Annotated in this window: 29 protein-coding genes; 20 read left to right on the top strand and 9 right to left on the bottom strand. The window is 67.2% G+C overall.

Translation table 11 applies throughout. From position 1 onward, the window contains the following. Positions 1-6: 6 nt before the first annotated feature. Together AC6EI8_RS07040 and AC6EI8_RS07035 are read right to left on the bottom strand one after the other, a co-directional pair. Entirely contained in the window at positions 7-1,464 is a 1,458-nt protein-coding gene (locus AC6EI8_RS07040) for an N-acyl-D-amino-acid deacylase family protein (RefSeq protein ID WP_498381591.1), read from the bottom strand. 11 nt (positions 1,465-1,475) lie between these two features. Next, complete coding sequence (locus tag AC6EI8_RS07035) at positions 1,476-2,441, bottom strand: Bug family tripartite tricarboxylate transporter substrate binding protein (RefSeq protein ID WP_265632461.1); 966 nt, start codon at positions 2,439-2,441, stop codon at positions 1,476-1,478. A 371-nt stretch (positions 2,442-2,812) separates the two neighbouring features. Here AC6EI8_RS07035 and trpS point away from each other — a divergent pair, with 371 nt between their 5' ends. Both trpS and AC6EI8_RS07025 read left to right on the top strand, forming a co-directional pair. Next, on the top strand, positions 2,813-3,829 hold the full coding sequence (gene trpS, locus AC6EI8_RS07030; RefSeq protein WP_226109608.1) for a tryptophan--tRNA ligase: 1,017 nt from the start codon (positions 2,813-2,815) through the stop codon (positions 3,827-3,829). Further along, positions 3,829-3,978 carry a hypothetical protein gene (locus tag AC6EI8_RS07025; RefSeq protein WP_226109604.1) on the top strand — a complete coding sequence of 50 codons (150 nt, stop codon included), beginning with the start codon at positions 3,829-3,831 and terminating at the stop codon, positions 3,976-3,978. The genes trpS and AC6EI8_RS07025 overlap by 1 nt, the downstream gene beginning before the upstream one ends. A 22-nt stretch (positions 3,979-4,000) precedes the next feature. On the opposite strand, the gene AC6EI8_RS07020 is transcribed toward AC6EI8_RS07025, so the two are convergent. Both AC6EI8_RS07020 and AC6EI8_RS07015 read right to left on the bottom strand, forming a co-directional pair. Then, complete coding sequence (locus tag AC6EI8_RS07020) at positions 4,001-4,381, bottom strand: hypothetical protein (RefSeq protein WP_498381590.1); 381 nt, start codon at positions 4,379-4,381, stop codon at positions 4,001-4,003. A 167-nt stretch (positions 4,382-4,548) separates the two neighbouring features. Beyond that, positions 4,549-4,947, bottom strand: a complete 399-nt coding sequence (locus AC6EI8_RS07015) for a hypothetical protein (RefSeq protein ID WP_149320234.1) — start codon at positions 4,945-4,947, stop codon at positions 4,549-4,551. Here AC6EI8_RS07015 and AC6EI8_RS07010 point away from each other — a divergent pair. The 6 genes from AC6EI8_RS07010 (at position 4,934) to arsH (ending at position 8,779) form a co-directional block, all read left to right on the top strand. Further along, positions 4,934-5,443: a hemerythrin domain-containing protein gene (locus tag AC6EI8_RS07010; protein ID WP_498381589.1), complete on the top strand. Its 510-nt coding sequence runs from the start codon at positions 4,934-4,936 to the stop codon at positions 5,441-5,443. The genes AC6EI8_RS07015 and AC6EI8_RS07010 overlap by 14 nt on opposite strands. A gap of 71 nt (positions 5,444-5,514) precedes the next feature. Next, positions 5,515-5,850, top strand: a complete 336-nt coding sequence (locus AC6EI8_RS07005) for an ArsR/SmtB family transcription factor (RefSeq protein WP_226109593.1) — start codon at positions 5,515-5,517, stop codon at positions 5,848-5,850. Positions 5,851-5,983: 133 nt separating this feature from the next. Beyond that, the gene (locus tag AC6EI8_RS07000) at positions 5,984-6,496 is read left to right on the top strand and encodes an arsenate reductase ArsC (RefSeq protein ID WP_226109591.1); all 513 of its coding nucleotides are present in this window, start codon (positions 5,984-5,986) and stop codon (positions 6,494-6,496) included. Next, positions 6,493-7,569, top strand: a complete 1,077-nt coding sequence (arsB, locus tag AC6EI8_RS06995) for an ACR3 family arsenite efflux transporter (protein ID WP_226109588.1) — start codon at positions 6,493-6,495, stop codon at positions 7,567-7,569. The genes AC6EI8_RS07000 and arsB overlap by 4 nt, the downstream gene beginning before the upstream one ends. A 20-nt stretch (positions 7,570-7,589) precedes the next feature. Further along, the gene (gene arsC / locus AC6EI8_RS06990; RefSeq protein WP_226109633.1) at positions 7,590-8,018 is read left to right on the top strand and encodes an arsenate reductase (glutaredoxin); all 429 of its coding nucleotides are present in this window, start codon (positions 7,590-7,592) and stop codon (positions 8,016-8,018) included. Continuing rightward, positions 8,015-8,779, top strand: a complete 765-nt coding sequence (gene arsH, locus AC6EI8_RS06985; RefSeq protein ID WP_226109586.1) for an arsenical resistance protein ArsH — start codon at positions 8,015-8,017, stop codon at positions 8,777-8,779. Before arsC ends, arsH begins: the two co-directional genes overlap by 4 nt. Positions 8,780-8,853: 74 nt before the next feature. On the opposite strand, the gene AC6EI8_RS06980 is transcribed toward arsH, so the two are convergent. From AC6EI8_RS06980 to AC6EI8_RS06970, 3 genes are read right to left on the bottom strand one after another with little or no spacing between them, the layout of a single operon-like run. Further along, positions 8,854-9,498, bottom strand: coding sequence for an HD domain-containing protein (locus AC6EI8_RS06980; RefSeq protein WP_226109584.1), 645 nt, complete (start codon positions 9,496-9,498; stop codon positions 8,854-8,856). Positions 9,499-9,543: 45 nt separating this feature from the next. Next, entirely contained in the window at positions 9,544-9,999 is a 456-nt protein-coding gene (locus tag AC6EI8_RS06975; protein WP_149320229.1) for a carboxymuconolactone decarboxylase family protein, read from the bottom strand. Then, positions 9,996-10,451, bottom strand: coding sequence for a cupin domain-containing protein (locus tag AC6EI8_RS06970; protein ID WP_498381588.1), 456 nt, complete (start codon positions 10,449-10,451; stop codon positions 9,996-9,998). The genes AC6EI8_RS06975 and AC6EI8_RS06970 overlap by 4 nt, the downstream gene beginning before the upstream one ends. Before the next feature lie 141 nt (positions 10,452-10,592). Here AC6EI8_RS06970 and pdxR point away from each other — a divergent pair, with 141 nt between their 5' ends. The 4 genes from pdxR to AC6EI8_RS06950 all read left to right on the top strand — a co-directional run bounded on the left by pdxR (position 10,593) and on the right by AC6EI8_RS06950 (position 17,063). Next, the gene (pdxR, locus tag AC6EI8_RS06965) at positions 10,593-12,008 is read left to right on the top strand and encodes a MocR-like pyridoxine biosynthesis transcription factor PdxR (protein WP_498381587.1); all 1,416 of its coding nucleotides are present in this window, start codon (positions 10,593-10,595) and stop codon (positions 12,006-12,008) included. Between the two features lie 315 nt (positions 12,009-12,323). Next, positions 12,324-14,753, top strand: coding sequence for a DUF3772 domain-containing protein (locus AC6EI8_RS06960; protein ID WP_498381586.1), 2,430 nt, complete (start codon positions 12,324-12,326; stop codon positions 14,751-14,753). Positions 14,754-14,984: 231 nt separating this feature from the next. Continuing rightward, complete coding sequence (locus AC6EI8_RS06955; protein WP_226109579.1) at positions 14,985-15,908, top strand: alpha/beta fold hydrolase; 924 nt, start codon at positions 14,985-14,987, stop codon at positions 15,906-15,908. A 180-nt stretch (positions 15,909-16,088) separates the two neighbouring features. After that, a complete protein-coding gene (locus AC6EI8_RS06950) occupies positions 16,089-17,063 on the top strand; it encodes a Bug family tripartite tricarboxylate transporter substrate binding protein (RefSeq protein ID WP_498381585.1) in 975 nt (324 codons plus the stop codon). A 235-nt stretch (positions 17,064-17,298) separates the two neighbouring features. Here AC6EI8_RS06950 and AC6EI8_RS06945 read toward each other — a convergent pair whose 3' ends face one another. Beyond that, a complete protein-coding gene (locus AC6EI8_RS06945; RefSeq protein ID WP_498381584.1) occupies positions 17,299-18,087 on the bottom strand; it encodes a hypothetical protein in 789 nt (262 codons plus the stop codon). Between the two features lie 205 nt (positions 18,088-18,292). Here AC6EI8_RS06945 and AC6EI8_RS06940 point away from each other — a divergent pair, with 205 nt between their 5' ends. Together AC6EI8_RS06940 and AC6EI8_RS06935 are read left to right on the top strand one after the other, a co-directional pair. Further along, a complete protein-coding gene (locus AC6EI8_RS06940; protein ID WP_498381583.1) occupies positions 18,293-19,186 on the top strand; it encodes a c-type cytochrome in 894 nt (297 codons plus the stop codon). Positions 19,187-19,524: 338 nt separating this feature from the next. After that, complete coding sequence (locus AC6EI8_RS06935) at positions 19,525-20,475, top strand: manganese catalase family protein (protein WP_149320221.1); 951 nt, start codon at positions 19,525-19,527, stop codon at positions 20,473-20,475. A gap of 108 nt (positions 20,476-20,583) precedes the next feature. On the opposite strand, the gene AC6EI8_RS06930 is transcribed toward AC6EI8_RS06935, so the two are convergent. Then, positions 20,584-21,909, bottom strand: coding sequence for an Nramp family divalent metal transporter (locus tag AC6EI8_RS06930; RefSeq protein WP_265632474.1), 1,326 nt, complete (start codon positions 21,907-21,909; stop codon positions 20,584-20,586). A gap of 457 nt (positions 21,910-22,366) precedes the next feature. On the opposite strand from AC6EI8_RS06930, the gene AC6EI8_RS06925 reads away from it, so the two are divergent. From AC6EI8_RS06925 to AC6EI8_RS06900, 6 genes are all read left to right on the top strand, one after another. Further along, a complete protein-coding gene (locus AC6EI8_RS06925) occupies positions 22,367-23,680 on the top strand; it encodes an RNA polymerase sigma factor (RefSeq protein ID WP_149320219.1) in 1,314 nt (437 codons plus the stop codon). A gap of 290 nt (positions 23,681-23,970) precedes the next feature. After that, on the top strand, positions 23,971-24,336 hold the full coding sequence (locus tag AC6EI8_RS06920) for a YciI family protein (RefSeq protein ID WP_226109574.1): 366 nt from the start codon (positions 23,971-23,973) through the stop codon (positions 24,334-24,336). Positions 24,337-24,428: 92 nt separating this feature from the next. Further along, on the top strand, positions 24,429-24,803 hold the full coding sequence (locus AC6EI8_RS06915; protein ID WP_150084083.1) for a YciI family protein: 375 nt from the start codon (positions 24,429-24,431) through the stop codon (positions 24,801-24,803). 67 nt (positions 24,804-24,870) lie between these two features. Next, the gene (locus tag AC6EI8_RS06910; RefSeq protein ID WP_226109573.1) at positions 24,871-25,317 is read left to right on the top strand and encodes a YybH family protein; all 447 of its coding nucleotides are present in this window, start codon (positions 24,871-24,873) and stop codon (positions 25,315-25,317) included. 46 nt (positions 25,318-25,363) lie between these two features. Beyond that, entirely contained in the window at positions 25,364-25,798 is a 435-nt protein-coding gene (locus AC6EI8_RS06905) for a YciI family protein (protein ID WP_149320215.1), read from the top strand. A 117-nt stretch (positions 25,799-25,915) separates the two neighbouring features. Next, positions 25,916-26,386, top strand: a complete 471-nt coding sequence (locus tag AC6EI8_RS06900) for a VOC family protein (protein ID WP_149320214.1) — start codon at positions 25,916-25,918, stop codon at positions 26,384-26,386. Positions 26,387-26,532: the final 146 nt, after the last annotated feature.

Below are 26,532 nucleotides of genomic sequence, written 5' to 3'. Positions count from 1 at the left end.
ATGGGCTCATGCCGGCGTGCGTGACCTGACGAGGGTCGACGTCACGAAGCGTCCGGGCCGGTTGCCCGTCGGCGTGCCGCCGCGCAGCGTAGCCTGTCCGGCAACGAACACGTCGCGCACGCCGACCGAGGGCTGTGTTGGCGCATCGAACGTGGCGCAATCGCGGATGGTCGCCGGGTCGAACACCGTGATGTCGGCGACCTTGCCCACGGCCAGATGCCCTCTTCCCTCGAGCCCGAAGCGCTGCGCCGGCAGGCCCGTCATCTTGTGGACAGCCCGCTCGAGCGGGAACAGGCCCAGCTCGCGCGAGTACAGGCCCAGCACGCGCGGAAAAGTGCCCCACAGGCGAGGATGCGGCGTTTCGTCCGACGGAATGCCGTCGGAGCCGATCATCGTGTCCGGGTAGGCGAGGATGTCGCGCACATCGTCCTCGTCCATGATGAAGTACACCGCGCCGCCCGGCAGCAAGGCCTGCGCCACCTCGCGCCGCGAGCGCTGCCATTCCTGCGCCAGATCTTCCAGATAGCGGCCGGCCGCTTCCGGATGCGAGGCCGACCACGTGATCAGGATCCGGTCGCACTGGTCCACCCGTTCCGGACGCAGCATGGTGGACGACGCCGCATACGGATAGCAGTCCATGCAAAGCGGCATGGTGCGCGAGAGCTCCCGCACCTGCGCCAGCGTCTCCCGGCTGCGGCCGTGGTTGCGCTTGCCGACCAGCTTGTGGTGCGAAATCACAGTCGGCACATTGAGCGCCTTGCCCAGGCGCGCAGTCTCGTCGATCGCCTCGGCGACCTTGTCGCTTTCATCGCGCATATGCGAGACCAGCACGCCCCCCAGCCGCTGCATCGGCTCGCACATGCGCAGGATTTCCTCCTCCGGTGCTGCTGCCGAGGGAGGATAGAAGGTACCGGTGGAGACGCCGATGGCGCCTTCCAGCAGGGCCTGCTCCACGTCGCGCCGCATGCTGTCGATCTCGCCGTCGCTGGCCGGGCGTCCGAGCTGCGCGACGCGGCGCGCGCGCAGCGTCGATTGCCCGACGAGCACCGATACGTTCACGGTGGCGGGCCTGGCGGCGAATGCGTCGCGGTAGGCCCGCACGGACTCGAACACGAAGCCGCCGCGCATGATGTCGAGCGGCGCGGGCGGGATGGTATCGGTCACGAGCGGGAACAGGCTGATGCCGCAGTTGCCCGCGATGATGGTGGTGACCCCCTGCGTCACCTTGGGCAGCATCTGCGGGGACTGGAACACCATCCAGTCGTCGTGCGTATGGGTGTCGATGAATCCTGGCGTGACAACCATGCCGGTGGCATCGACGACCTCATCGGCCGTGGCATCCGGACCGATGCCGATGGCGGCGATCACGCCATCGCGCACCGCCACGTCGGCAGCGCGCCGCGGCGCGCCGCTGCCGTCGATCAGGTCGCCGTGGCGGATGATCAGATCGAAATGAGATGGCATGCGCTTCGCCCTCAATCGACCTTGGCGCCGCTCTTGCGCACCAGCTCGCCGAACTTCACGGTTTCGGACGTCACCAGCGCCTGGAAATCGCGCGGCGATCCGCCCAGCGGCTCAAAGGAAAGCCGGTCCAGCTGCGCACGGAAGCCGGGGTCGCGGATCACCGCGTTGACCTCGCGATTGAGCCGGTCCACCACCTCCGCCGGCATGCCGGGTGCGCCGACCAGCCCGGCCCACGCGGTCAATTCGTAGCCCTTGATCCCGGCTTCATCCATGGTCGGCACCTGCGGGAAATGCGGCGAGCGCCGGGTCGATGTCACGGCCAGCGCGCGGACTTTGTTGCTGCTGACGTAGGGCCCGATCGACGGCACGTTGTCGAACATCAGCTGCACGTTGTTGCCGACCAGATCCTGCAGCGCAGGGGTGCTTCCCTTGTACGGCACGTGCTCGATATTGAGATGGGCCAGCGTCTTGAACAGCTCGCCGCCTAGATGGCTGGTCGTGCCGTTGCCGGCGGAGCCCATCGACAGCTTGCCGGGATTGGCCTGCGCGTACGCGATCAGTTCGCGCACCGACTTGACCGGCAGCGCGTTGTTGACCGCCAGGATGTTGAAGGTGGTCGCCAGCCCCACGATGGGTACCAGCTTGTCCGGGTCGTACGGCAGCCGGCTATAGAGGAACCGGTTGGTCGCCAGCGTCGCGTTGTTGCCATAGGCGATCGTGTAGCCATCGGCGGGTGCCTGCAGCAATGCCTGCATGCCGATGTTGCCGCCGGCGCCGGGCCGGTTCTCCACCACGATGGCCTGGCCCAGCCGTTTGGACAACGCATCGCCGAACAGCCGCGCCACGATGTCGGGCGCGCCTCCGGCCGCCGTGGGCACGATCAGCTTGATCGGCTTTTCCGGCCACGCCGCCTGTGCCGACGGCATGGCCATGCCGATCGCGCCCGCCACCAATATCCATGCCAATGCCTGTTTCACGGTGCTCCTCCCCATCGCTGCGGTTCAATGATGAAGCCAGTATGGAGGACCGCGCCGCGCGCGGCGTGAAGATTTTTCGGCGATGTATTCCAGCGTGGAATGTATCGCCGGCGGATCGCCCCGGTCCGGCGCGTCCGCTCTGCGGCATGTTCAGGCGCAATGCACCCCGAGCCGATGCGCTATACTCACCCCCATGGATACGAAGCCCAACTCGCCGACCCGGCAATATTGGTGGCGCGCCTGACCCAGGCGGCCCGTTTCCACACGCACCTCGAAAACGCGATGCCGCCAGCCTCCTGGCGGCATTTTCGTTTCTGCGCACAGTGGCTGGTGGTGTCGATAACCGGAACAGATCACCGGAACACCATCCCATGACGCACGCCACCCAACCCATCATCCTGACCGGCGACCGCACCACCGGTCCCCTTCACCTCGGCCACTACATCGGCTCGCTGCGCTCGCGCGTGCAGCTGCAACACGAAGCGAAGCAATTCCTGCTGCTGGCCGATACGCAGGCCATGACCGACAACGTCGGCCGCCATCAGAAGGTCACCGAGAACGTCCTCGAGGTCGCGCTCGACTATCTCGCCGTCGGTATCGACCCGGACAAGTCGACGATCTTCATCCAGTCGCAGGTGCCCGAGCTGGCGGAACTGACGCAATACCTGCTGAACCTGGTGACGGTCTCGCGCCTGGAGCGCAATCCGACCATCAAGGAAGAAATCCGGCTGCGCGGATTCGAGCGCGACATCCCGGCTGGCTTTCTGACCTATCCGGTGAGCCAGGCCGCCGATATCACGGCGTTCAAGGCGACGCTGGTGCCGGTCGGGGACGACCAGCAGCCGATGATCGAGCAGACCAACGAGCTGGTGCGCCGCTTCAACCTGACGGTCGGGCGCGAGGTGCTGGTCGAATGCGAAGCGGTGCTGTCACACGTGCCGCGCCTGCCTGGCATCGACGGCAAGGCGAAGATGAGCAAGTCGCTCGGCAACGCGATCTCGCTCGGCGCCACGCCGGACGAGATCTCGAAGGCGGTCCACGAGATGTACACCGACCCGAACCATCTGCGCGTCAGCGACCCGGGCCAGGTGGAGGGTAATGTCGTGTTCATGTTCCTCGATGCCTTCGAACCGGACACGGCGGCCGTGGACGAGCTCAAGGCCCACTATCGCCGTGGCGGCCTGGGAGACAGCATCGTCAAGCGCCGGCTCAACGAGCGCTTGCAGGCGCTGATCGCACCGATTCGTGAACGGCGCCTCGAATTCGACCGCGACCGCGCCGGCGTGCTGGAGATTCTCCGGCAAGGAACGATGCGCGCGCGGGAAACCGCGGGCGCGACGCTGAGCGAGGTCAAGGGCGCGCTGGGGCTGAACTACTTCGGCAACTGATGGCGGGTGCAATCCAGGCCGTCATCCCGACTGCGTCGCTCGAGGTGATGCCGCTGGAGAATGCGATGCAGGCGTATCGGCGAATGAAATCGGGCGACGTGCGGATTCGGATGGTGATGACGATGACGCAGCGCACGTCCTGGCATTGATGACTGCGGCGACCACACCGGATCAGCGTGGGGAATCGTCGGTGGAGACTGCGGAAAGCAGCCGCACCGCCGTCTCCTGGTCGATGTCGAGGCGATACTTCGTCGCGAGGTAGCGCGCCAGATGGGCAATGCGCGCGGGCGTGCTTTCCGCGGCTTGGAGTTGCGCCCGGTAGGCCTCCACCTCGCAGGCCTGCCGATAGGCCTTCGACAGCAGATATCGCGGCCCGTGCGTGAACGGCCGGCGCCAGAACTGGCGCACGTGAACCAGTTCATGCGCGATCAGCCCGGCCGACACGCCGGGTCGAAGCAGCACGATCGGGCCAAGGCTGATGCCGTCGAAATGCCGCGGGACAAACCAGCGGCTTTCCAGCAGCAGGCACCGGGGGTTGCGCAACGCCTTCATCGGGATCGGGAAAGTACGGTAATACGGCCAGCCTTGGAGAATGGGGCCTTGCGCTGATGTGCCGATTCGCTGTGGTCGCAACGACGGCGGCGCGAGCGCCCCACAATGTCGCAGATAGACATTGCAGCTGCCGCCAAAGTTCGAGGCCCGGCCCCGCGCCAGCTCGATCAGCCTTGCGGACCCGAGCCCGAATCGTGATCCAGCACGTCCCGGATCAAGGCACGCCCCTTCGGCGGCGCGGCCAGATAGGCCAGATAGAGCGAGGCGGCCAGGGCCACTCCTGCCACGGCAAAGGCGATAAACGTCGTACCGGCAATACCGAGTTTTCCGTCGGACATATTGGTCTCCCGTGAAGGTGTCAAAGGCAATGGAATGGACCGGAATCCAATCACGCCAAGCAAGCCTTGCGCCATCGCGGGAAATGCGGTGACATCGGCCCCACGAGCCGGATCTGGCGCCAGACCGCGATAAAGGGCGGTAAAGATTGCCGGCCGCCCCAAAAAATGGCGCTCGATCACGAGGGCCAGCGGACCGCGCGATAATGGGCACGCCATGTTGCCCAACACGCCCACCATTCCTTCCTTTGAATCCCCGATCGAACTGCTGACCGCCTGCCACGACAAGGTCCGCCGTTTTGCCTCGCTGTGCGGCCGCCTCGCCGAACACACCGCCCGGCATGGCGCCGACGACCAGGCGCGCACCGCGGCGGCCGGCATCGTGCGGTACTTCACGATTGCCGCGCCCTTGCATCACGAGGATGAAGAAGCGGACCTGTTCCCCGCCCTGCGCGCGCTCGGCGACGAGACGCTGACGGCCGCGATGCAGGCCCTGGAGGACGATCACGACACGCTTGATGCGCTGTGGGAGCAGGCCCGGCCATGGCTGGAGGCGGTGCAGCAGGGCTCCGCCGACGCCCCGCCGGAAGCCCTCGCGCAGTTCGCCGCGCACTACCTGCGGCATGTCGAGCGCGAGGAGCGCGAGGTCTTTCCCTTCGCGACCCGCCTGCCCGAGCCGACCTTGCGGGCCATCGGCCAACGGATGGCGCAGCGCCGCGGGGCCTGAAGCACCTCGTTCCTTCGAGCCGCATATCACACCGGCTTGCCACAATTCCATGTTTCTACTATATTCGAAACATGGAAACCGATACCGCCCTCGAAGCCCTGTCCGCCCTCGCCCATTCGGTTCGGCTGGCCGTCTTCCGCATGCTCGTCCAGGCCGGCCCGGAAGGCCTGCCGGCGGGACGGATCGCCGAATCGATGGAAATGCCGGCCTCGTCGCTGTCCTTCCACCTGAAGGAGCTGCATCGCGCCGGCCTGTTGCGCAGCCGCCAGGATGGCCGCTCGATCATCTACATGGCCCGCTTCGAGACCATGAACGCCTTGCTCGGCTATCTGACGGAGAACTGCTGCGGCGGCAATCCGTGCTCCCCTGTGTCCGGCTGCTCGACCGTGTCGGAGTCGTCGCGATGAGGCGCGTGCTTATCCACGGCGGCGTCGCCGAGCTGGCGGACACCCGACCCGACCGACCCGACCGAACCTGATCGTTTCCACCTTGCGCCGGGCCGGCTGCGCTCCGGCGCCCCACTCCTTCCCGAGTCTCCCCATGTCCGACAAGACCTTCAACGTGCTGGTGCTGTGCACCGGCAATTCGGCACGCAGCGTCATGGCCGAAGCCCTGTTCAACGTGCTCGGCAAGGGCCGCTTCCGGGCCTATAGCGCCGGCAGCCATCCCTCGGGCAAGGTCAACCCGTTCGCCGCGGAGCGATGCCAGTCGATCGGCTACGACGTGTCGGCGCTGCGCAGCAAGAGCTGGGACGAATTCGCAGCGGCGGATGCGCCCAAGATGGACTTCGTCATCACCGTGTGCGACCAGGCCGCTGGCGAGGTCTGCCCGATCTGGCCGGGCACGCCCATCACGGCCCATTGGGGATTCCAGGACCCGGCCGCCTTCGAAGGAACGGACGAGGAGAAACGCAAGCTGTTCGACAAGGTCTTCCGCCAGATCATGGGCCGCGTCGGCCAGTTCGTGAACCTGCCGCTCCACGTGCTGGACCGCAACGCGATTCAGAAGGAAATGCGCGCAATCGGCGGGCAGGCGGTGGAGCCGAAGGCATGACGGCGGCGGAGCGGACTACGCAACAGACCGCGACGGTATCGCCGGCCAGTGGCATCGGTTTTTTCGAGCGCTATCTGACCCTGTGGGTCGCGTTGTGCATCGTGGCCGGGATCCTGCTCGGCCAGTGGTTTCCTGGCGTCTTCCAGGCAATCGGCGCGATGGAAGTCGCGCAGGTCAATCTGCCGGTCGGGCTGCTGATCTGGGTGATGATCATCCCGATGCTGATCAAGATCGACTTTGGCGCGATGGGCCAGGTCGCGGGCCACTGGCGCGGCATCGGCGTGACGCTGTTCGTCAACTGGCTGGTCAAGCCGTTCTCGATGGCGCTGCTGGCGTGGATCTTCGTTCGGCATGTCTTTGCGCCCTGGTTGCCGGCCGAACAGCTGGACAGCTATGTGGCGGGCCTGATCCTGCTGGCGGCGGCGCCCTGCACCGCGATGGTTTTCGTCTGGTCGCAGCTGTGCAAGGGCGATCCGTATTTCACGCTGTCCCAGGTCGCTGTCAACGACGCCATCATGGTGGTAGCGTTCGCGCCGGTGGTCGGGCTGCTGCTCGGGCTGTCGTCGATCACGGTGCCATGGGACACGCTGATCGTCTCGGTGGTGCTGTACATCGTCATCCCGGTTGTGATCGCCCAGGCCATCCGCAAGTTGTTGCTGGCGCGCGGCGAAGCGACGTATCGGCGCGTAACCGGCGCGCTGGGCCCGTATTCGATCGCCGCGCTGCTGGCGACGCTGGTGCTGCTGTTCGGCTTCCAGGGCAATGCGATCGTCGAGCAGCCGCTGATCATCCTGCTGCTGGCGGTGCCGATCCTGATCCAGGTCGTGCTGAACTCGGGCCTGGCCTATTTCCTGAACCGCAAGCTGGGCGTGGCCCATTGCGTTGCCGGCCCGTCCGCGCTGATCGGCGCCAGCAACTTCTTCGAGCTGGCCGTCGCCACCGCGATCAGCCTGTTCGGCTTCGAATCCGGCGCGGCGCTGGCCACCGTGGTCGGCGTGCTGATCGAGGTGCCGATCATGCTGCTGGTGGTGGGCGTGGTCAATCGCTCGCAACGCTGGTACGAAGCCCGCTGAGAAACGTCATGTCCGCTGTCATGTCCACTGTCACGATCTATCACAACCCCGCCTGCGGCACGTCCCGCAACACACTGGCAATGATCCGTAACGCCGGCATCGAACCGACGGTGATCGAATACCTGAAGACGCCGCCGACGCGCGGCGAACTCCAAGGCATGATCCGGCAGGCCGGCTTGCGCGTACGCGAAGCGATTCGCGAAAACGGCACGCCCTATGCCGAGCTGGGCCTTGACGACCCATCGTTGACCGATGACCAGCTGCTCGACGCGATGATGGCGCACCCGATCCTGATCAATCGCCCCTTCGTGGTCACCGCGCTCGGCGTTCGGCTTTGCCGGCCCTCCGAGGTGGTGCTCGACATCCTGCCGTCGCCGCAACAAGGTCCGTTTGCCAAGGAAGACGGCAAGCTGGTCATCGATGCCGACGGCCGGAGGGTTGGCCAATGAGCGCCGAGCTGCCCAACGTCGTGCCGTCGCTGCTCGACATCCCCGATCTGCGCAAACTGGAACCGGCGAAGACCAGCACCCACGCCCCGCGCATCCTGCTGCTCTACGGCTCGCTGCGCCCGACCTCGTACAGCCGGCTGCTGACGCTGGAGGCCGAACGCATCCTCCAGCGCCTTGGCGCCGAAACGCGCGTGTTCGATCCGCACGCGCTGCCGATCGCCGACAGCGTGCCGGCGAACCATCCCAAGGTCGCCGAGCTGCGCAAGCTGTCCGAATGGTCCGAGGGACAGGTCTGGTGCAGCCCCGAGCGCCATGGCACGCTCACCGCGGTCTTCAAGAACCAGATCGACTGGCTGCCACTGGAAAGCGGCGGCATTCGCCCGACCCAGGGACGCACGCTGGCGGTGATGCAGGTCTGCGGCGGCTCGCAGTCGTTCAACGCGGTCAATGCGCTGCGCGTGCTGGGCCGCTGGATGCGGATGATCACGATCCCGAACCAGTCGTCGGTACCGAAGGCGTATCAGGAATTCGACGCGAATGGCCGCATGAAGCCGTCGTCGTATTACGACCGCGTGGTCGACGTGATGGAGGAACTGGTCAAGTTCACGCTGCTGACGCGCGACCGCTCGGACTACCTGACCGACCGCTACAGCGAGCGCAAGGAGTCCGCGCCGCCGGTAGCGACGACGCTGACCGCCGCGGCAATGCGCCACGAGCAGGACGCCAAGGTCGGCGACACCGACGACGGCGAGGTCGAATAGAGGCGGCGCGGTCCCGGCCGGGCCGCCGCGCCTTGGGGCCGCGCCGCTCGTCATGCGGGGTGTCGGTACCTGTTTCAGTCCGGCCAGCGCGAGGCGAGGATGATGCTGCAGAGGTCGGCGCGCTTGAAGTTCGGATCCTTGAACGCGAGCACATCGTCGTTGAAGGTGCCGAAGGTGGTGTCGGGCCGGTGCTTCATGCCCTCGTAGAACGCATCGATGATGCCGTGCTTGAAGTCGTGGCCGCGCGGATGGGCGGCGATCACGGCTTGGCGCTCGTCGTCGCCGAGGTCCTGATAGCCGCGCCCGGCCACGTCCATTCCCGCCCCGGCCTGGATCAGCGCGATCTCCGGATGCATGTGTTCCGGAATGCCCGGCGTCGTATGCAAGGCAATGGCGGCCCACACCGTCGCGATATCGCTCTCGGCCACGCCGCAGCTGCGCAGGAAGTCGCGCGCGGCATTGGCGCCGTCGACCTCGAAGCGCAGCTGACTCTGCTGATAGCGGGAAGTCAGCCCCAGATCGTGGAACATCGACGCGATGTACAGCAGCTCCGGATCGAAACGCAGCTGCCGCCGGCGTCCGAGCAGACTGCCCCAGAAATAGACGCGAACGGAGTGGTGATACAGCAGGTCGCTCTCGGTATCGCGGATCAGCTCGGTGGCCTCGCGGGCCAGCTTGCTGTCGGGAATCGTGATGCCTGCAATGACGTCGGTGGCCATGGCGGTACTCCTCGGGGATAGGCCAGAAGTGGCTCGATAAAACAATTACTGCGCCAGCGCGGCCTGCGGCGTATTGCGGAAGCTGATCGCCATGCGGTTGTACAGGTTCATCACGCCGATCGCGATGGTCAGGTCGACCAACTCCCGTTCGTCGAACACCGCCCTCGCCGCCTGGTAGTCGGCGTCCGGCACGCCGGTCTGCGCCACGCGTGTCACCGATTCGGCCCATGCCAGCGCGGCGCGCTCGCGCTCGTCGAACAGATCGCCGGCCTCGGCCCAGGCCTGGACCAGCGCGAGCTTTTCGACCTTCACGCCCTTCTTCAGCAGGTCGCGGGTATGCATGTCGAGGCAGTAGGCGCAATTGTTGATCTGCGACACGCGCAGGTAGACCAGGTCGACCAGCACCGGCGACAGGTTGGACTGCATCACGTAGCCATAGGCGCCGCCCAGGGCCTTCATGCCGGCGGGCGCAATCTGGTTGTAGTCGAGACGTTTGCTCATTGCATGGACTCCTTCTTCGCGGAGGAATGGACAGGGGTGGTCAGTTCCTTGTCGTCGGTGTCGACGACGAACACGGCCAGCAGCTTGGCCGGCTTGGTGGTGCTGGCATTGCGGCTGACCGCATGGCGCGAGCCCGGCGACTCGCTGAAGCTCTCGCCGGCACGGTAGACGCGTTTCGGTCCGTCGTTGACTTGCGACTCGATGGCGCCCGAGACGACGTAGCCGTAGATGAAGGCGGATTTCGCATGCACATGCGAGGGCGAGGCGGCGCCGGGCGCGTAGTCGACCACGACGGCAACCAGCGACTTGCCCGGAATGTTGGGGATCGGTTGATTGAAATTGGGGGTGACCTTCTCCCCGGCGGCGTGGCCGAAGGCCGGCATGGCCCAGGCGATGGCGGCGGCGGCATAAGTGGCGGCGCAGGCGACGCCAATCACGGATCGAATGTTCATGAGGCTCTCCAGATGGGTGTTCCCATTCTGGTCTTGCGCTGGTACAAATAAAAGAACCAAGAATCATCGATTTTTATGTACCAGGCCGGCCGGCGTTAACGTGCCGGTGCCCGTGCCCGATGACCGCACCATGACCCAGCCATGACGCAGCGCCTGCAACTCTCCCTGGACCGGACCGCCCGGACGCCGCTGGCCGAACAGATCCGCTGCGGCATCACCACCGCCATCGAAAACGGCGTGCTGGCACCCGGCGCGCGGCTGCCGTCCTGGCAGGACCTTGCCACCCAGCTCGGCGTCGCGCGCGGCACCGTCAAGACGGCCTATGAAAAGCTGGCCGATGCGCAGCTGGTCGTGGCATCGCGCGCCAACGGCACCCGGGTCGCAGAACGTCCCGCGCTGCGCGCCGGCGCCGACGAGCGGCCCGATCCCGGCTCGTTCATGGACCGGTATCTCGAATTCATGGCTGGGCCGGCCATCTTCCAGATGGGCGTGCCCGCGCAGGAGAGCCTGCCCGCCAGGCTGTTCTCGCGGGTGCGCGCCCACGCGGCCCGCGCGGAACTCGGCGCCGCCTCGCTCTATCCCGACCCGCGCGGCGAGCCGGCGCTGCGGCGCGAAATCGCTGCCTACCTCGCCATCGCGCGTGGCATCCAGTGTTCGCCGTCGCAGATCCTGATCACCGGCGGATTCGCCGGCGGGCTTGGGCTGGCCTTGCGGGCGCTCGGCCCGGACGGGCGCAAGGTATGGACCGAGGACCCCGGCTTTCCGTACACGCGGCGCGGGCTGGAACTGGCGGGGTTGGCGCCGGTGCCGGTGCCGGTGGACGCCGACGGTCTCGATGTCGACTACGGCCTGAGGCACGCCCCCGATGCGGCACTGGTCGTGCTGACGCCCGGGCAACAGGCTCCGCTCGGCGGCACGCTGTCGCTGCCGCGGCGCCTGCAGCTGCTCGATTGGGCTGCGGCGCAAGGCGCCTGGGTCATCGAAGACGACTACCTCAGCGAGCTGCGGCTCGAGGGCCGGGCGGCGCCCGCCCTCGCCTCGCTGGACCGCGCCGGACGCGTGATCCATATCGGCTCCTTCAGCAAGACCATCAGCCCGGCGCTGCGCCTGGGCTTCGTGGTCGTGCCCCCATCGCTGGTGTCCCGGTTTGCCGAGATGGCGGCGTGCCTCGCGCCCGCCCCGGCCCCGTCGATCCAGCTCGCCACCGCCGAGTTCATGCACGATGGCCATTACCTGCGGCACCTGCGGCGCACCAAGCGGCTCTATGCGTCGCAGCGCGATGGGCTGCTGGCCTGCCTGCGTCCGCGCGTCGGCGCGGCGGCGGATCCGACCGGGCTGGCGGTGCTGCTGCGGCTGCCGGACGGCACCGACGACGTGTCGATCGTGAAGGAAACGGCGAGCTTCGGCATCGCGCCCTCGCCGCTGTCGGTCTGGTATGCGTCCGCCGCGAGCGCGAAGTCCGGATTGTTGCTCGGCATTGCGACCGCGCCGCCGATGCAGGTGGCGGCGTCCTGCGATCGCCTGCTCGAGGTCGTGGAGCGCTTCCGGCCGAGATAGTGCGACGGCGACCCGGCGACGGCGAATTGGCGACGGCCATTGGCGACGGCCATTGGCGACGGCGATTTGGCGACGGCCGCCAAGCCCGATGTCGCGACACGATAGCGGCTAATTAGCCACTTTTGAAATCGTGTTCGCCGACGTATGTATAATTCCGGGCTTTCCGGTGCCGGCGGTGTCCACTCGCGTTGGCTGCGACGCCCCGTCATGGCCCTGCCCACTTCCCCGCGGCATGGCGCGACGCCCGGCACGCATCGGATGACTCCACGGCAACGTCCGGCGCCCGCAGGCGCCGGCTCGAAAGGTGCTCCCCTCATGCGTCGATTTCCCGGAATGGCGTTCAGCCTGCTGCTGATCGTCTTTTTGCATCTGTTACCCGCCGCGGCACCCGCGGCCTTTGGCGCGGACGAACCGTCCCAGACCGCGGACAAGCCCGCCGCCCCGTTCTCCGCCGCCGCGGCCAGCGCGGAGTTGAAACGGCTGCAGACCGAGCAGGACCGCATCAAGCAGCAGGCCTCCAAGGACACCACCGGCAACCAGCTGACCGAGCTCGACGATGCCGTGCACCGGCTGCTGGCGGACGTCGACACGCTGACCGGCACGCTGGTGGCCGAGCGCGCCAAGGTGCAGGCACAGATCGATCTGCTGGGCCCGCCGCCGGCCGACGGCAGCGCGTCGGAGGCGCCCGCCGTCGCCCGCCAGCGCGCAGACTTGAACGGACGCGCCAAGGCGCTCGACGAGCAGTTGAAGAAGGCCGAGGAAGACAAGGAAAGCCTCGGCAATCTGGCCGATCAGATCGGCAAGCTGCAGCGCGGCCATCTGAAGGACCAGGTCGCCCTGCGCTCCAACAGCATCCTCAGCGGCGACTTCTGGATGCCGGCATTCGACCCGAGCCCGCAGGACCGCCAGCGCTTCGAATCGCTGCGCTCGCTGGTCACGCCGATGGCGAAACAGGCCTGGGACGCCGAGCACCGGACCGGCACGGTGATGCTGCTGGCGCTGGCCTTTGCCATCTGGTCGCTGGGCCGCCGGCTGATCGAGCGCGGCATGGCCTGGGTTTGCCTGCACCGGCTGCCGGAGCACCGGCTGCGGCGCAGCGCGCTGGCGTTGTCGACCGCGCTGGCCACGGTGCTGACCACCGCGCTGGCCGTGCGCATCGTGCTGTTCGCCTTCACGCGCGACTACGAGCTGTCCGAGCCGATGCGCGACCTGGCGGACGAGCTGATCAAGCTGACGATGACCAGCGCGCTGATCGCGGGCCTGGGCCGGGCGCTGCTGTGCACGCGCCATCCGACCTGGCGCCTGCCGTCGCTGCACGACGACATCGCCCGCGCGCTGCGGCCCTTCCCCATCGTGCTGGCTGGCCTGCTGTTGCTGGCCGGCACCGTCGAGCAGCTGAACCGGACCATCGATACCAGCGTCCAGGTCACGCTGTTCGGGCGCGGCCTGGTCTCGCTGGTGGTCACGCTGACGATCGGCACCGGGCTGCTGCGGGCCAACCGCGTGCGCGCCGCGCTGGTCGCCGCCGGCGAGCGGCCGGGCAGCGGCTCGACGCTGACCGGCATCGTGCTGGCCGGCCTGACCGCCACCATCGTGGTGACGCTGGTGGCCCTGGTGACCGGCTATATCACCTTCGCGCGCTTCCTGACCTACGAGATCGTCTGGTTCGACATCGTGCTGTGCAGCCTGTATCTGCTGACCAAGCTGACGCGCGATGCCTGCGAGAGCCTGTTCTCGGTGCACTATTCGAGCGGCCGCATCATCAAGCAGCTGTTCGGGCTCGGCGACAGCCATCTCGATCAGGTGTCGACCGTGCTGTCGGGGCTGGGCTCGAGCCTGCTGTTGCTGCTGGCCGTGATCGCGCTGCTGACCGGCGGCTTCGGCACCACGCCCAAGGACCTGCTCGACAGCCTGCTGATGGTGCTGGGCGGCGAGCGGCTGCGGGCGATGAACATCATGCCGGAGCGCATCCTGAATGCCGTGATCGCCACCGGCGTGGGCGTCTATATCCTGCGCTCGGTGCGCCGCTGGCTCGATGCGGACCTGCTGCCCAAGACCGGCATGGAGCCGGGCATGCGCGCCTCCCTGGTGACGCTGTTCAGCAATATCGGCTACGTGCTGCTGGTGCTGATGACGCTGTCGCTGCTGGGCGTGCGCTGGGACAACCTGGCCTGGATCGTCAGCGCGCTGTCGGTCGGCATCGGCTTCGGCCTGCAGGAGATCGTCAAGAACTTCATCTCGGGGCTGATCCTGCTGACCGAGCGGCCGGTCAAGGTCGGCGACATGGTCAATATCGGCGGCGTCGAGGGCGATATCCGCCGCATCAGCGTGCGCGCCACCGAGATCCAGCTGGGCGACCGCTCGACGATGATCGTGCCGAACTCGCAGCTGATCTCGCAGAGCGTGCGCAATGTCACGATGAACAACAGCACGCTCGGCGTGGCCTCGCTGACGCTGACCTTCCCGCTGAACATCGACCCGGAGGAAGTGTGCGACATGCTGCTGGCCGCCTACGCGGACAACCAGGCCATCCTCGACCATCCCGCGCCGTCGGTGACCTTCAGCCAACTGGCGCCGAACGGCATCACGCTGACGGTGACGGGCTTCGTCTCCAGCCCGCGCATTGCCGGCGGCACCAAGAGCGATCTGCTGTTCGACATCCTGAAGCGGCTGCGCGCGGCGGAGATTCCGCTGACGCATCCGCAGACGCTGCGGCTGGTCAATTCGGAGGTGCTGGCGGCCTGATGGCGCGGCTGCGGCGGCTGGCGCGCGGCAGCGGCGGCTGCTCCCGCGGCTAGGGCTGCAGCTGCGGCTCGGCAGTGGCTGCGACTGACGCTGAGGCTGAGCCTGTGGCTCGGCTGCGGCCGGGCGGGGGGCGGCGGCGCCGTTATGCCGGCGGGGGTCGGCCGTTATTTCCTGCCAGTTAGCCTTGTGTTGCCTGGCAGGCGCCCAATGCCCCGGTGCCGACGCACTAGAATGGCGCGATTCCCGTTCGGAGATCGCGCCGTGGACCTTTCCCTCTTTCCGCAATTCCGCAGCATCGACGTCGAGACCGACAGCGAGGTCACGATCCATGCCGTCGTCGGCGGCGACGGGCCGCCGCTGTTGCTGCTGCATGGCCATCCGCAGACCCATGCGATCTGGCACAAGGTCGCGCCGGCACTGGCGCAGCGGTTCACCGTGGTGGCCTGCGACCTGCGCGGCTATGGCGATTCGTCCAAGCCGGCCGGCACCGGCGACCACGGCAACTACAGCAAGCGGACGATGGCGCGCGACACGCTGCGCGTGATGCAGTCGCTGGGCTTCGATCGCTTTCGCGTGCTGGCGCACGACCGTGGCGCGCGCGTGGCCCATCGGCTCGGCATGGACCATCCCGCCGCGGTCGAGCGGATGGTGCTGCTCGATATCGCGCCGACGCTGGCCATGTACGAGCAGACCACCGAGGCCTTCGCCCGCGCGTACTGGCACTGGTTCTTCCTGATCCAGCCGGCGCCCCTGCCCGAGCGGCTGATCGAGGCCGATCCGTCGCGCTATATCCGTGACCTGATGGGCGGCCGCAGCGCGGGACTGAGCCCCTTCGATCCGCGCGCGCTGCGCGAGTACGAACGCTGCGCCGCCCTGCCCGGCGCCGCGCATGGCGTCTGCGAGGACTATCGCGCCGCGGCCGGCATCGATCTCGAACACGACCGCGCCGACCGCGAGGCCGGCAAGCAGCTGACGATGCCGCTGCTGGTGCTGTGGGGCGAACAGGGCGTGGTCCATCGCTGCTTCCAGCCGCTGCAGGAATGGCAGCGGGTGGCGGAGGATGTCGATGGCGGGCCGTTGCCGTGCGGGCACTACATTGCCGAGGAAGCGCCTGACGCTCTGTTGGCGCGAGCGCTGCCGTTCCTGGAGCAATAAGGTCGGCGGCCAATGCTGCGCCATGCTGCGATAAGCGGCGCTTATGGCCGTAGTCGCAGATTGAATTTCCCGCCGGGGTTCTCCTTTCGGTAAAGTCGCTCGCGCATTGGACGGGGCCGACGGCGTTTGCCGCCGCGCCCCGCCTGGGTGACAACAACGCGACAACAAGGAGGAGATCTCATGCAAGGCATTCGCCAGGCCCTGGCCTGCGCCGTATCCGCGGTGGCATTGCTCGGCGCCACGCCGGCCAAGGCCGACAACTGGCCCAGCAAGCCGATTCAGATGATCGTGCCGCAGGCACCGGGCGGGACCAACGATATCGTGGCCAGGCTGGTGGCAGCCGACCTGTCGCAACGACTCGGCCAGCAGGTCGTGGTCGAGAACCGGCCCGGCGCCGGCGGCAATATCGGCACGCAGTTCGCGGCGCGCGCGACGCCGAACGGCTACACGCTGCTGATGACCATCAGCAGCACGCAGGCGATCAACCCGTCGCTGTACCGCCAGGTTCCGTTCGATCCGATCAAGGACTTCGAGCCGATCGCGCTGGTCGCGACCGTGCCGAACGTGCTGGTGGTCAATCCCGCCTTCCCGGCGAAGACGCTGCCCGAATTGCTCGCAATGGCGAAGGCCAAGCCCGGCCAGTATCGCTTTGCCTCGGCCGGCAACGGCACGCTGAACCATCTGCTGGGCGAAATGCTGAACAGCATGGCCGGCATCCAGCTGGAGCATGTCCCGTACAAGGGCGTGGCGCCGGCCCTCAATGACGTGCTCGGCAACCAGGTGCCGATGGCGTTCGCCAGCCTGCCCTCGGTGCTGCCGCACATCAAGGCGGGCAAGGTCCGCGCGCTGGGCGTCAGCTCCGCCAGGCGCTCGCCGTTCGCGCCGGACATTCCGGCCATCGGCGAGACGGTGCCGGGTTATAGCGGCGATCTGTGGGTCGGCCTGTTCGCGGTCAAGGGCACGCCGAAGGAGATCACGCAGAAGCTTGCCCAGACCATGCAGGCCGCGCTGGCCGACCCTGCGCTGCGCGAGAAGCTCGGTGCGCAAGGTGCCGAAGCGCTGTCGGCCACGCCGCAGCAGTTCGCCACGCAGCTCAAGGGCGATATCGACAAGTGGGCGCGCATCGTCAAGTCGTCCGGCGCGCAGGTGGATTAAAGCAGGTGGATTAAAGCGGGTGGATTAAAGCGGGTACGTTAAAGCGGGTGGATTAGACGGGTGGATTAAACGGGGGCATTAAACGCAGGTGGACTGAAAGGAAACCGGCCCGCCCCGCATATCGCGCTGGACGGGCCAGTTGGTGGCGCCTCTGGGCGCCTGCGGTCTCTACCGCCTGGTGGGCTGCTTATTGGGCTGCTTATTGGGCAACTTATTGGGCAGCATTCTGGGCAGCTCAGTGGGCAGCCGACCCGGCGGTGGCCTGTTCGGCCTGAGCCTGCATGAACTCCCTGGCAGCGCCGACGGCCTGCATCGCCTCCTGACTGCCGCCCTTGTCGGGATGGGCCTTCAGCGATGCCGCCCGGAACGCCTTGCCGATCTTCGCCAGATCCGTCTCGCCGGCATTCAGCCCCAGGATTTCGTGCGGCAGGCGGTCATAGCTCCATCCGTCGGGCGCGTAAGGGTTTGCTGAAGCGGCGGGTTTCTGCGGCGGCGGCGCGCTGTGCGTGGATTCCGGGCCATGCGGCGGGGGCGCGCTATACGTGGGTTCGGGCCGCGGCGGCGGGGGCGCGCCGTACGTGGGTTCGGGCCCCTGCGGCGGCGCGCTGTATGCGGGTTCGGGCCGGTGCCGCGGCGGCGCGCTGTGCGCGGGTTCTGGCCGTTGCCGCGGCGGCGCGCTGTACGCCGGCTCGGGCCGATGATGCTGCTGTTTGGCGCGCTCGCTTTGCCGATCATCGCGATGCGTCGGTTCGGGCTCGGGATTGCGCGCCGGCCACAGCACCACGATCGCCGCCGACAGCCTGCCGGCCCGGTCGACCAGCACGATCGCATTGATCTGGAGCGGCGCCGATCTCCGCGGCGCGAAGGCGTTGGCGTTCAGGTTAGCGAGCAGCAGGTTCATCAGCAGCGCATTGGCGGCATCCTCCGGCGACATCGACAACCGCTGGTCGGGGGACTTCGCCTGCGGCATTGGCGGCGGGATGTCGATGGGCCGCTGGGCGGGGACGAAAGAAACGAACGGCATGGCAACTCCTTGAGGTCATGGGGGCTGCCATCTTTGCCCGCTGACCGCAAAGCCGCTACCGCTGAAACCAACTGGTTTTCGCTTTTGCATCACGTCACGCGCCGCACGGCCTATCGTGCCCGCATCGCTCTCGGTGCGCTCACGCACATACCGCCACCATCGGCATCGCCGCAAAATCGCCTTTTCCGCATCGACAGGGGCGACGATGAAGCGCGTGATCCGTATTGCGGGTTGGACGATCGCCGGGCTGATCGTCGCCGCCGGCCTGGTCCTGGCGACCGGCATCCTGCTCGCCGAACGCAAGGCCCAACGGCAGGTGCACGTGCCCGCGGTTCGCGTCGCCTATCGCGATGACGCGCAAGCCCTCGCGCGCGGCAAGTATCTCTACGAGTCGCGCGGCTGCATGGAATGCCACGGCGCCGACGGCCGCGGCCGCGTGATGATCAACGACCCGTCCGGCATGTTCGTGCGCACGCCGAACGTGACGGCCGGCAATCCCGATATCGCGCGCTACCGCGAACGGGACTGGGTCCTGGCGATCCGTCACGGCGTCGCGCCATCGGGCCGGCCCCTGATGATCATGCCGAGCGAGGACTACAACCAGCTCAGCGACGAAGACCTGTCCGCGCTGGTCGCCTATATGCGCAGCCTGCCGCCGCTGCTCAGCGGGATGACCGAGATCCGCCTGCCGCTGATGGCGCGCGTACTCTACGGCTTCGGCATGATCCAGGACGCGGCGGCCAAGATCGACCACGCCCGCCCGCCGTCGCCGCCGCTGCAGCCGGCGCCGACCGCCGCCTATGGCGCCTATGTCGCCAATGCCTGCATCGGCTGCCACGGCGCCGATCTGGCCGGCGGCAAGATTCCCGGCGCGCCGCCGGACTGGCCCCCGGCCGCCGACCTGCGCCCGGGCGCCGTGATGCTGCGCTACCGCACGCCGGAGCGCTTTATCGAGATGATGCGCAACGGCGTGCGGCCGGACGGCACCGAGGTCAGCAAGGTGATGCCGTTCGAAAGCCTGCGCAAGATGAGCGATACCGACCTGACCGCGCTCTATCTCCATCTGAAGGCGTTGCCGGTGACGCAGGCCGCGCGGTGAGCGGGTTGGCGTTGCGGTGGTCGGCACTGCCCGATGCCCGATGCGCGGCGCGGTTCCCGATGCGCGTTGCACGCCTGCGACATTCCTCCGACCGGTCCGGCGCCATAAGCGAAAGTTTTACACGTTTGCCTAATTTCACCGCACGCCGACTACGATAAGACCCCGTCTCCTTCCCGGCTCTCGCGCCGCCTCTTCCGGCGGCAGGCACTCACGACCGCGTTTCGTCCCACCGATCCTTGCTCCGGGCATGGGCATTGCAGCGCAACCCACGCCCATGCGGAGTGAAGTACCGCTTGAGTCCCTGCTTGAGTTCCGTTGACCGAGATCGGAGGATCCCCATGTTCATGCACAACAAACGATTGCAGTACACCGTACGCGTATCACGGCCCGATCCCGGTCTGGCCAATCTGCTGCTGGAGCAGTTCGGCGGTCCGCAGGGCGAATTGGCGGCCGCACTGCGCTATTTCACGCAGGCGCTGGCCGAGGACGATCCGGGCCGCAAGGACATGCTGCTGGATATCGCAACCGAGGAACTGAGCCATCTGGAGGTAATCGGCTCGATCGTCGCGATGCTCAACAAGGGGGCCAAGGGCCAGCTTGCCGAGGGCATCGAACAGGAAGCCGAGCTGTATCGCTCGCTGTCCGGCCCCGGCAACGACAGCCACGTAACCCAACTGCTGTATGGCGGCGGCCCGCCGCTGACCAATTCGGGCGGCGTGCCCTGGACCGCGGCCTATATCGACACGATCGGCGAGCCCACCGCGGACCTGCGCTCCAATATCGCCGCCGAGGCGCGCGCCAAGATCATCTACGAGCGGCTGATCAACGTTACCGATGACCCCGGCGTGCAGGAAGCCCTGGGCTTTCTGATGACGCGCGAGGTGTCGCACCAGAAGTCGTTCGAGAAGGCGCTGTATTCGATCCAGCCCAGCTTCCCCCCGGGCAAGGCGCCGCCGATGCCCGAGTTCGCCAGCGTCTACTACAAGATGTCGCAGGGCGACGCGCTGCGCGGTCCGTGGAATTCGGATTCGACCTTCGAGTTCGTCGAGAGTCCGACGCCGGCGGTCGATGGCGGCAGCGGCATGCCCGAAGTCCAGCTCGAGCCCAACCAGGCCAGCGCGGTGGAAGCGGCGGCGATGCGCACCGAATCGGACGTCAACAGCGATCCGGTGACGGGAGCGGACCTGGGCAGCGTCGATGAGGCCGAGCTGCCGACCGACCCCGGCGCGCCCGGCGCGAGCGGCGGCGCGGCACCGGGGTCCCCCAAGGTGCCGCCGGGCAAGGCTTGAGCGCCGGTTCGCCGGACGGCTTAACGATGAAGGACGAGGCGGCCGCAATGGCCGCCTCTTTTTATGGACGCTGCGGCGGGCGCTACCGCGCGGCTCTGGTCTCGCCGGCTATGGCAACACGGTCGTCGCCAGCAGCGTCACGTTCATGCCGATGATCAGCGTCACCGCAATCACCGCCAATACCGTGACCCAGGGCTTGTTGACGTAGGCGCCCATCACGGAGCGGCGGCTGGTCAGCCAGATCAGCGGCACCACCGCGAACGGCAATTGGAGGCTCAGGATGACCTGGCTGAGCACCAGCAGCTGGCCGATGCCCGCTTCGCCATAGGCCAGCGCAACGAACATCGCCGGCACCACCGCGATGCCGCGCGTCAGCAGCCGCCGCGCCCACGCCGGCAGCCGCAGCTTGACGAAGCCCTCCATCACGATCTGCCCGGCCAGCGTCGCCGTCACCGCGGAGCTTTGTCCCGACGCGAGCAGCGCGACCCCGAACAGCACGCTGGCGATCGCGGTGCCAGTCAGCGGCCCGAGCAGCTGGTAGGCGGCGCGCAGGTCGTTGACCTCGTGCATGCCGCCGGTATGGAACACGGCGCCGGCGGTCACCAGGATGGCGGCGTTGATGAAGAAGGCGATCACCAGCGCCAGCATGATGTCGACCGTGTAATAGGCGAGCGTGGTGGCGATACTCTCGTGTCCGCGCCGGATCCGCTGCGGTCCGACCATCGACGAATGCAGATACAGGTTGTGCGGCATCACTGTCGCGCCGACGATGCCGATCGCGATGTACAGCATGTTGGTGTCGGTCAGCACCCGCGTGCTCGGCACGAAGCCGCGCGCGACGTCGCCCCATTGCGGCTGCACCAGTACCAGGTTGATCGCAAAGCAGAGGAACACCACCGCGAGCAGCGCGATGACCACCGCTTCCAGTTGCCGGTAGCCGCGCTGCTGCAGCGCGAGGATCAGCAGCACGTCGAGCACCGTCGCGGCCACGCCCCAGGTCAGCGGAATGCCGAACAGCAGGTTCAGCGCGATCGCGGTGCCGATGACCTCGGCCAGGTCGGTGGCGCAGATCGCCAGCTCGCACAGCAGCCATTGCGCCAGCGCCGAGCGCTTGCTCGAATGCTGCCGGCAGGCCTGCGCCAGGTCCATGCCGGACACCACGCCGAGCCGCGCCGCCAGCGTCTGCAGCAGCATCGCGATCAGGCTGGACATCAGCACGATCCACAGCAGCGCGTAGCCGTAGCCCGAACCGGCGGCGAGATCGGTGGCCCAGTTGCCGGGGTCCATATAGCCGACCGCGACGAGGTAGCCGGGCCCCAGGAAGGCCAGCAGACGGCGCCAATGCAGCTTGCCGCCCGGGGGGCGGCGCCAGGTGCCAAGCGGCCCCGCGGCCTGCGCGCCGGCATCCGGCGGCGGGGTCGTGTCAGGCGGCATGGCGCCCCCCATGCCGGCCGCGCCGGAGCCGCCGCTCAGACATCGGCAAGCAGCCGGGTCAGCAGCACCGCCAGGCCGCCGCCGTTGATGGTCAGGCCGAGCAGCAGCCGGACAGGATGGTCACGCCAGTCGCGCCGGATTCGTTCCATGGCTTCGCGTCTCCTCGTTTTCGCGCGCGCTCGGCTCGGCGCGCGGCCGCCATATCAAGCACGAGCCATGCCCGCGCGGTTTGAACACGACAGGCGTCCGAATGGAGCCCGATTGCGGTTCCATTCGGGTCACCGGCACGCCTTGTTCGACTGGCGCTTCTCCGGCGCACCGCCCTGCCCTGTGGCACTTTGTTACAACGGCCCGGCTCGCCTTGCCATCGGCACTCATCCGCCGCAGAATCGGCATGCCCGTGCGCCAGCGCACGCCTGCCGGCCGCGGTCCGCGGCGGCTTCGCCGACAACGACCGATGCCAGATCCCATCGCCGCACCGTCCGAAACTCCCGCCACACCGTCGGAAAAACACGCCCCTGCGGCGTCGGAGGCCACCGTCGGCGAGATCTATCGCGCCGAATCGCGCCGCGTGCTGGCCACGCTGATCCGCCTGCTGGGCGACTTCGATCTGGCCGAGGAAGCCCTGCACGACGCCTTCAAGGCAGCCCTCGAACAATGGCCGCGCGACGGCGTGCCCGCCAATCCCTGCGCATGGCTGATCTCGGCGGGCCGCTTCAAGGCCATCGACGGCATCCGCCGCCACGCGCGCTTTCGCCCGCTCGACGACGTCACCGAACAGGTCGAAGCGATCGTCGACGAGAGCGCGACGCGCGCCTTCGACGAGCTCTTCGACGACACCTGTCTGGAAGACGACCGGCTGCGCCTGATCTTTACCTGCTGCCACCCCGCGCTGGCGCCCGACGCCCAGGTCGCCCTGACGCTGCGCGAGGTCTGCGGCCTGACCACCGAGGATATCGCCCACGCCTTCCTGACCGCGCCGTCGACGCTGGCCCAGCGCATCGTGCGCGCCAAGGCCAAGATCCGTGACGCGCGCATTCCCTATCAGGTGCCCGACCGCCAGGACCTGCCGGAGCGCCTCGACAGCGTGCTGCGCGTGGTCTACCTGGTCTTCAACGAGGGCTATTCGGCCAGCTCCGGCGATCAGCTGACCCGCCACGACCTGTCCGGCGAGGCGATCCGGCTGGCGCGGCTGCTGCTCGAGCTGCTGCCCGAGCCCGAGGTCATGGGACTGCTGGCGCTGATGCTGCTGCACGAGTCGCGCCGGGCCGCGCGCACCTCGCCCGACGGCGAACTGGTGCTGCTCGACGAGCAGGACCGCAGCCGCTGGGATCGCGCGCTGATCGCCGAGGGCACCGCGCTGGTCGAGCGGGCGCTGTCGTCGCGCCGCTTCGGGCCGTATTCGCTGCAGGCCGCGATTTCGGCGGTACACGCCGAAGCGGACAGCGCTGCGTCGACCGACTGGCCGCAGATCGTCGCGCTCTATGACGTGTTGCTGGCGCTGCAACCCTCGCCCGTGGTCGAACTGAACCGTGCGGTCGCCGTGGCGATGCGGGACGGTCCCGAGGCGGGACTGCAGCTGGTCGACGCGATCCTGGCCCGTGGCGATCTGGGCGATTACCACCTGGCCCATGCCGCCCGGGCGGATCTGTGCCGGCGCCTGGGCCGCTACGCCGATGCCCGGGACGCGTATCGGACCGTGCTCGAACTGGTCCGCCAGGGCCCGGAGCGGCGCTTCATCGAACGCCGGCTTGCTGCGCTGCCGCAATAGAGGGGGCGAGCGCGACTGCGGCAGGCTCGTCTGCCGTCGATGGCCTCTGCCGATGGTTTCTTTCGATTCCCTCTGTCGGACGCCTCTGTCGATTTCGCCCGATCCCGAACGACTATCCACTGACAGGGCCATGGCCCTGCCGGCGTCATGGCGTCGTCGCCGGCGCCGTCTATGCTGATTTTCCGTGCCGTTTCGTTGCTGTTTCGTTGCTGTTTCGTTGCTGTTTCGTTGCTGTTTCGTTGCCGCGCCGCTTGCTGGCCCGCCAACACCACCCTACCGAGGAGCCCCAGATGAAATATCTCTGCCTGATCTATTACCAGGAGAAGCAGGTCTACAGCATGCCGCCCGAAGAATGGGATTCGCTGGTCGGCGAATGCCTGCGCTTCGGCGACAAGGTGCGCAGCAGCGGCCACTACATCGGCGGCGAGGCGCTGCAGCCGGTCGAGACCGCCAAGACGCTGCGCGTGCGCGACGGCAAGGTGACCGTCACCGACGGGCCGTTCGCCGAGACCAAGGAGCAGCTGGCCGGCTTCTATCTGATGGAGGCCGCCGACCTGAACGAGGCGATCCAGGTCGCCTCGAAGATCCCGCCGGCGCGGCATGGCAGCGTCGAGATCCGGCCGATCCGCGAATTGCCTGGCGCAAGCGGGACGTAAATTTTTTTGCGGGGCATTGTCGATCGGCGCGTTCGCCGTACGACTAGGTAACAGGAAGTCCGAACAGCCACCGAATCCGAGGAGCGGCGACGATGAAATACCTGTGCCTGATCTATACCGACGAGCGTGTCCTGCAAGCGATGCCCGAGCCGGAATGGCGCAGCCTGGTGGAACAGTGCCTGCGCTTGCGCGCCACGCTCGAGCGCGACGGCATGTACCTGGCCGGCGAAGCGCTGGAAAGCGCGACGACGGCCACCACGCTGCGGGTCCGCGCCGGCAAGGTATCGTTCACCGACGGGCCGTTCGCGGAAACCAAGGAACAGCTGGCGGGCTTCTATCTGATCGAGGCCGAAGGCCTGCACGAGGCGCTGCACGCGGCGGCGGGGATTCCCGCCGCACGGCTGGGCAGCATCGAAGTGCGGCCGGTGATGTCGCTGGCGGTCGGCAGTACGCCGCCCGCGCAGTGACGGCCGGACCCGACCACGACCTCGCATCTCCAACCCGCTATCCGCCTTTCCTTTCAGGAGACTCAAGATGAGCAATGCCCCGCAATCCCAGACCGCCGCCGAGACCCAGATCCGCGCCATGCTGTCGGCCTGGCGAGACGCCGCGGTCGCCCGCGACGTGCCGCGCATCGTGTCGCACTACACGCCGGACATCGTCGCCTTCGATGCCGTGATGCAGCTGCAGTTCAAGGGCGTCGACGCCTACGGCAAGCACTGGGCCGCATGCATGGAGATGTGCCCCGGGCCGATGGTGTTCGAGATGAACCAGCTGCGATTGTTCGTCGATCAGCAGTTTGGCTACGGCCACTATCTGCTGCGCTGCGGGCATGAAGAAAACGGCACCGAAAAGAGCTCGTGGATGCGAGTCACCGTCGGGCTGCGCAATACCGGCGACGGCTGGAAGATCGCCCACGAACATTTCTCGGCGCCCTTCGACGTGGAGAGCGGCAAGGCGCTGTTCGAACTGCAGCCCTGAGCGGCGTCGCAACGCCTAGACTGATCTACCGACAGGAGATACCGCAATGCGCTTCATGATTCTGGTCCGAGCCACGCAAAAGACCGAGAGCGGCGTGATGCCGGAGGAGGCGCTCATCAGCGAGATGGCCGCCTATCACGAGGAGCTGGCCAAGGCCGGCGTCCTGGTCGATGCGTCCGGGCTGCAACCCAGCGCCAAGGGCTGGCGAATTCGCTATCAGGGCCAGCAACGGACCGTCACCGACGGGCCGTTCGCGGAGACCAAGGAGCTGATCGCCGGTTACACGATCATTCAGGTCAAGTCGCGCGAGGAAGCGCTCGAATGGACCCGGCGCTTTCCGAATCCGCAAACCGACGATAACCACTGCGAGATCGAGGTGCGGCAGCTGTACGACCTCGAGGACTTTCCGCCGAGCGAGGGCATCGAGCGCTTCCGCGAATTGGAACCCATCCAGCAGCGACAGCAGTCCCAATCGCAATAACGATGCAATAACGATGCAATAACGACGCGATCACGCGCAAAAAGACGGTCGAAGACAGTTGGAACAGTTCGAAGAGTTCAAACAGTACGAGCAATACGATTAGACAGGAGAACCAAGATGGCACAAACGCAAGTCAAGCCGATTCCCGATGGGATGCCCACGCTGACGCCGCATATCGTCTGCGCCAACGCGCTGGAAGCGATCGAGTTCTACAAGCGCGCGTTCGGCGCGGTCGAGGAATTCCGGCTCACCACGCCGCAGGGCCAACTGATGCACGCGATGCTGCGCATCGGCAATTCGCCGGTGATGATGGCCGAGGAAATGCCCGAATGGCAGAGCCTGGGACCGAAGGCATTGAAGGGAACGCCGGTGGTGCTGCACCTGTACGTCGAGGATGTTGACGCGGCGGTGGCTCGGGCCGTCGACGCCGGCGCCAAGGTCACGATGCCGGTGCAGGACATGTTCTGGGGCGACCGCTACGGCCAGCTCGAAGATCCGTACGGGCATCGCTGGTCGGTGGCCACGCATGTGCGCGACGTACCGCCCGAAGAGCTGGCCAAGGCAGCTGAGCACGGCTGCGGCGCTTGATCAGGCGGTAGATGGCATGAAAGCGGCCCGTGTGGCCGCTTTTTTTATGGCTTTTTAAGTCGGCCCGGAGCGAATTTCGTCGGAGCCGTCGCCGCCGCCGCAACGCAAAACACCCCAGACCTTGGGAGATCTGGGGTGTTCTGGGG

It is taken from the genome of Cupriavidus sp. R6-3, assembly GCF_059772245.1.
The sequence above is the reverse complement of the archived record's forward strand: the minus strand, read 5'-3'. Positions and strand labels throughout refer to the sequence as shown.

Excerpts from the sequence above, each read along its gene's own strand:
- AC6EI8_RS07040 (WP_498381591.1), bottom strand. The coding sequence starts at position 1,464 with ATGCCATCTCATTTCGATCTGATCATCCGCCACGGCGACCTGATCGAC.
- trpS (WP_226109608.1), top strand. The coding sequence starts at position 2,813 with ATGACGCACGCCACCCAACCCATCATCCTGACCGGCGACCGCACCACC.
- AC6EI8_RS07025 (WP_226109604.1), top strand. The coding sequence starts at position 3,829 with ATGGCGGGTGCAATCCAGGCCGTCATCCCGACTGCGTCGCTCGAGGTG.
- AC6EI8_RS07020 (WP_498381590.1), bottom strand. The coding sequence starts at position 4,381 with ATGAAGGCGTTGCGCAACCCCCGGTGCCTGCTGCTGGAAAGCCGCTGG.
- AC6EI8_RS07010 (WP_498381589.1), top strand. The coding sequence starts at position 4,934 with ATGTTGCCCAACACGCCCACCATTCCTTCCTTTGAATCCCCGATCGAA.
- AC6EI8_RS07005 (WP_226109593.1), top strand. The coding sequence starts at position 5,515 with ATGGAAACCGATACCGCCCTCGAAGCCCTGTCCGCCCTCGCCCATTCG.
- AC6EI8_RS07000 (WP_226109591.1), top strand. The coding sequence starts at position 5,984 with ATGTCCGACAAGACCTTCAACGTGCTGGTGCTGTGCACCGGCAATTCG.
- arsB (WP_226109588.1), top strand. The coding sequence starts at position 6,493 with ATGACGGCGGCGGAGCGGACTACGCAACAGACCGCGACGGTATCGCCG.
- arsC (WP_226109633.1), top strand. The coding sequence starts at position 7,590 with ATGTCCACTGTCACGATCTATCACAACCCCGCCTGCGGCACGTCCCGC.
- arsH (WP_226109586.1), top strand. The coding sequence starts at position 8,015 with ATGAGCGCCGAGCTGCCCAACGTCGTGCCGTCGCTGCTCGACATCCCC.
- AC6EI8_RS06980 (WP_226109584.1), bottom strand. The coding sequence starts at position 9,498 with ATGGCCACCGACGTCATTGCAGGCATCACGATTCCCGACAGCAAGCTG.
- AC6EI8_RS06975 (WP_149320229.1), bottom strand. The coding sequence starts at position 9,999 with ATGAGCAAACGTCTCGACTACAACCAGATTGCGCCCGCCGGCATGAAG.
- AC6EI8_RS06970 (WP_498381588.1), bottom strand. The coding sequence starts at position 10,451 with ATGAACATTCGATCCGTGATTGGCGTCGCCTGCGCCGCCACTTATGCC.
- pdxR (WP_498381587.1), top strand. The coding sequence starts at position 10,593 with ATGACGCAGCGCCTGCAACTCTCCCTGGACCGGACCGCCCGGACGCCG.
- AC6EI8_RS06960 (WP_498381586.1), top strand. The coding sequence starts at position 12,324 with ATGCGTCGATTTCCCGGAATGGCGTTCAGCCTGCTGCTGATCGTCTTT.
- AC6EI8_RS06955 (WP_226109579.1), top strand. The coding sequence starts at position 14,985 with ATGGCGCGATTCCCGTTCGGAGATCGCGCCGTGGACCTTTCCCTCTTT.
- AC6EI8_RS06950 (WP_498381585.1), top strand. The coding sequence starts at position 16,089 with ATGCAAGGCATTCGCCAGGCCCTGGCCTGCGCCGTATCCGCGGTGGCA.
- AC6EI8_RS06945 (WP_498381584.1), bottom strand. The coding sequence starts at position 18,087 with ATGCCGTTCGTTTCTTTCGTCCCCGCCCAGCGGCCCATCGACATCCCG.
- AC6EI8_RS06940 (WP_498381583.1), top strand. The coding sequence starts at position 18,293 with ATGAAGCGCGTGATCCGTATTGCGGGTTGGACGATCGCCGGGCTGATC.
- AC6EI8_RS06935 (WP_149320221.1), top strand. The coding sequence starts at position 19,525 with ATGTTCATGCACAACAAACGATTGCAGTACACCGTACGCGTATCACGG.
- AC6EI8_RS06930 (WP_265632474.1), bottom strand. The coding sequence starts at position 21,909 with ATGCCGCCTGACACGACCCCGCCGCCGGATGCCGGCGCGCAGGCCGCG.
- AC6EI8_RS06925 (WP_149320219.1), top strand. The coding sequence starts at position 22,367 with ATGCCAGATCCCATCGCCGCACCGTCCGAAACTCCCGCCACACCGTCG.
- AC6EI8_RS06920 (WP_226109574.1), top strand. The coding sequence starts at position 23,971 with ATGAAATATCTCTGCCTGATCTATTACCAGGAGAAGCAGGTCTACAGC.
- AC6EI8_RS06915 (WP_150084083.1), top strand. The coding sequence starts at position 24,429 with ATGAAATACCTGTGCCTGATCTATACCGACGAGCGTGTCCTGCAAGCG.
- AC6EI8_RS06910 (WP_226109573.1), top strand. The coding sequence starts at position 24,871 with ATGAGCAATGCCCCGCAATCCCAGACCGCCGCCGAGACCCAGATCCGC.
- AC6EI8_RS06905 (WP_149320215.1), top strand. The coding sequence starts at position 25,364 with ATGCGCTTCATGATTCTGGTCCGAGCCACGCAAAAGACCGAGAGCGGC.
- AC6EI8_RS06900 (WP_149320214.1), top strand. The coding sequence starts at position 25,916 with ATGGCACAAACGCAAGTCAAGCCGATTCCCGATGGGATGCCCACGCTG.